At 62.5% G+C, this 3,137-nt stretch carries 4 protein-coding genes and 1 pseudogene; all 5 read right to left on the reverse strand.

The annotated features are described in order from the left end of the window. Window positions 1-217, reverse strand: a 217-nt coding sequence (locus EPO09_RS08425; RefSeq protein WP_290642079.1) for a sulfur transferase domain-containing protein, incomplete at its 3' end; no start/stop codon positions are given. Window positions 218-339: 122 nt separating this feature from the next. Then, entirely contained in the window at window positions 340-786 is a 447-nt protein-coding gene (locus EPO09_RS08430) for a GatB/YqeY domain-containing protein (protein WP_290642081.1), read from the reverse strand. Between the two features lie 146 nt (window positions 787-932). Then, entirely contained in the window at window positions 933-1,145 is a 213-nt protein-coding gene (gene rpsU / locus EPO09_RS08435; RefSeq protein WP_012346814.1) for a 30S ribosomal protein S21, read from the reverse strand. 440 nt (window positions 1,146-1,585) lie between these two features. Next, window positions 1,586-2,161 carry a 2-amino-4-hydroxy-6-hydroxymethyldihydropteridine diphosphokinase gene (gene folK, locus EPO09_RS08440; protein WP_367200055.1) on the reverse strand — a complete coding sequence of 192 codons (576 nt, stop codon included), beginning with the start codon at window positions 2,159-2,161 and terminating at the stop codon, window positions 1,586-1,588. Then, window positions 2,158-3,137: pseudogene (locus tag EPO09_RS08445) on the reverse strand (polynucleotide adenylyltransferase PcnB); the annotation flags it as partial. The pseudogene EPO09_RS08445 and the gene folK, both read right to left, overlap by 4 nt.

Here is a 3,137-nt window from a genome sequence, read left to right on the forward strand (position 1 = left end):
CGCCCTGCACCGGCAGATAGGCATATGCCAGGCCTGCCGCCTTGGCTGCGGCCTCAATGGCAGCGCTGACGGGCTGCTCTGGGCCGCCCTCCATATCGGGGCGATTGTTCATCACGGACTTGAAGCCGGCCTCAGCCGCAGCAGCCATGGCTTCCGGCGTGAGTTGAGGGGCGGCATAAACGTCTTCTGCGATAGGCGTCAAGGACACGTTGCTCATGGTGGACCCTGTTTGAAAAACCCGGAGACTGTAGCCGCACTCACGCGGCGGCTACGCTGCAATCGTTACCAGCCGTTGCGGACTGGCCGCAAAAACGAGCCAGCCAGCCCGCGTGCAAGCAATCAGCCGGCCAGCGCAGCCTTGACGGCTGCCGAGACCAGGCCCATGTCAGCCTGGCCAGCCAGACGCTGCTTGACCGCGCCCATGACCTTTCCCATGTCGCCAGGACCGGAAGCACCCAACTCCACCACGATGGCCTTGACGGCTGCAGTGATCTCATCGGCGCTCAGGCGTTGGGGCAAATAGGCCTCCAGCACCACGATCTCGGATTTTTCCTTGTCAGCCAGATCCTGACGGCCGCCGGCCTCGTATTGCTGAGCGGCGTCCTTGCGCTGCTTGATCAGCTTGTCGACGATGGACACGATCATGGCGTCGTCCAGTTCCACGCGCTCATCGACTTCCTTTTGCTTCATGGCCGCCAACAGCATGCGGATGGTGCCCAGGCGCTCGGCGTCCTTGGCGCGCATGGCGTTCTTCATGTCTTCGGTGATACGTTCTTTGAGGCTCATGGTCTGTCTCGGTCTGAGAGAAAACGGAACTGAAAAAGTGGGACTGAAAATACAAAAGCCCGCATGGGCGTCCCCGCGCGGGCTTTGGTGCCTACCCGGCTACAGCGCGATCAGCGCATTGTGCGGGTTGGACAGCAAGAAGCGAATCAGTACAGCTTCTTGGGCAGCTGCATGCTGCGCACGCGCTTGTAGTGGCGCTTGACGGCAGCTGCCTTCTTGCGCTTGCGTTCAGCGGTGGGCTTTTCGTAGAACTCGCGAGCGCGCAGTTCGGTCAGCAGACCCAGCTTTTCAATGGTGCGCTTGAAGCGGCGCAGGGCCACGTCGAACGGCTCGTTTTCCTTGACACGGATGGTCGTCATTACAAATTCGCTTTCAGATTGAATGCATTCAAAGGGCTGCCAACACGGCCACCGGCAGATTGCTTCGAGTTTGCTGCACAAAACCCGCAAAAGGTTTGCCTGTACAAGCCACCAGGGTCTGGGCCCGCTCCCGTGTTCCACGTCCGGATTTCGCGGACGAAAACGGGCTGACCGGTCTCGGTGTGCACGGCGCTGCTCAAAACGCTCTATGGTTTTCACCACCGGTGGACTTCCTTGCAAGCATGCAAGCAAGCCCCACCAACAAAGCCTGAGATTCTACCCCGGTTTTGAACAATATTCCAGCATTCTGATGAGCCGGGATTCAAAACTTGCCTTGATTTCGGCTAATTCAGACCGGAGAAAGCACCAAAACAGCCCACAAACAGCCTCGAACCCGTCTCTGATGCGCCGCTTCCGCCTTGCTCAGCAAGCTCTTTATTTCAACTCAGGTCAAACGCACCCGCTGCCGCGATGCCTTGTTCTTGCGCCAGCGCGACCACTGCCACGGGATCAGGCAGCACCGGCGACTCACCACCAGCTACGCCGCCAGCCACACCACTGTGCAACTCGCCCAGTGCCTCAGCCAAAGGCACCAGCACAAAAGCGCGCTGCATCATCCGAGGATGCGGCAAGCTCAAGGCAGGCGTGCAGCAGGCGTAGCCGCCGTACCAGAGCAGATCCAGATCCAGCGTGCGTGGGGCGTTCTGATAGGGGCGCTCACGGTCGTGCGTCAATTCCAGCGCCAGCAAGGCACGCAATAGTTCATGCGGCCCCAGGGCAGACTGCAGCACCGCCACGGCATTCAGGTAGTCAGGCCCAGAGGACTCAACCGGCTTGGTGCAATACAGGCTGGATACCGCCTCCACCTGCGTGCCCGGCAAGGCAGCCAGGCCGCGCACGGCCTCACGCAAGCGCGCAGCCACATCTCCCAGGTTGCCACCCATGCCGATGAAGGCACGGTGGCGCGGCACGGCCGACAAGGCCACGTTCAGCTGAGCGTCAGGGCTGGAGGTCAATCTCCGCTTTCGCCCGAGGCAGGTGCCCCGCCCTCACCGGCTGGTTTGCGACGACGGCGGCGGCGCTTCTTGGCGGGGGCATCACCACCACCGCCAACAGCGTCGTCACCACCATCCGCAGCGGCCGAGCGAGGCTGCTTGCGTTTGGCCAGATCCTGCTGGCGCGCCACTTCCATCAGTTCGCGGCGCTCGGGCATGTCGGCGAGGGAGAAGTCTTCCCACCACTTGGCCAGCTCGGGATCGGCCTCGCCAGCCGCGGCGCGCAGGCGCAGGAAGTCGAAACCAGCACGGAAGCGCGGTTGCTCGACCAGCGTCAACGGGCCATTGCCGGAGCGGCGATCGAAACGCGGCTGCATGGTCCAGATCTCGCGCATGTCGGCGGCCAGCTTGCCGCGACCGGAGATGTCACCGATGCGGGCATCGAACACGGCATCTGTGGCCGATTGCAGGGCCGGGAATGGGGGCTCGCCCTGGGCCTGATTGCGCTTCCAGTGATCCAGCACGTCGTGCCACAGCAGGCAGGCCAGCAGGAAACTGGGGGCCACGGGCTTATCTTCCGACACGCGGCGATCGGTGTCAGCCAGGGCGAGTTGCACGAAGTGATCGCGACCAGGGTGGCGGCGCGCTTCGTCAAACACGGCATCCAGAATCGGGAACACGCCGCGATCCAGGCCTTGCTTGCGCAACTGCTCCAGCGAGGAGCTGGCGTGACCGGTCTGCAGCAGCTTGATCATTTCGTCAAACAGACGCGATTGCGGCACGTTGGACAGCAACTCGGCCATCTCCTGCAGCGGCGCGCGGGTCTTGGGCTCGATCTCGAAACCCAGCTTGGCGGCGAAACGCACCACGCGGATGATGCGAACCGGGTCTTCGCGATAGCGCGTCTCCGGGTCGCCAATCATGCGCAGCACGCGCTTCTTGGCGTCCTTGATGCCACCGTGATAGTCCACGACATTGCCGGTGTGCGGGTCGTAGT

The sequence above is a fragment of the Aquabacterium sp. genome (genome assembly GCF_004297345.1).
GTDB lineage: Bacteria > Pseudomonadota > Gammaproteobacteria > Burkholderiales > Burkholderiaceae_C > Aquabacterium.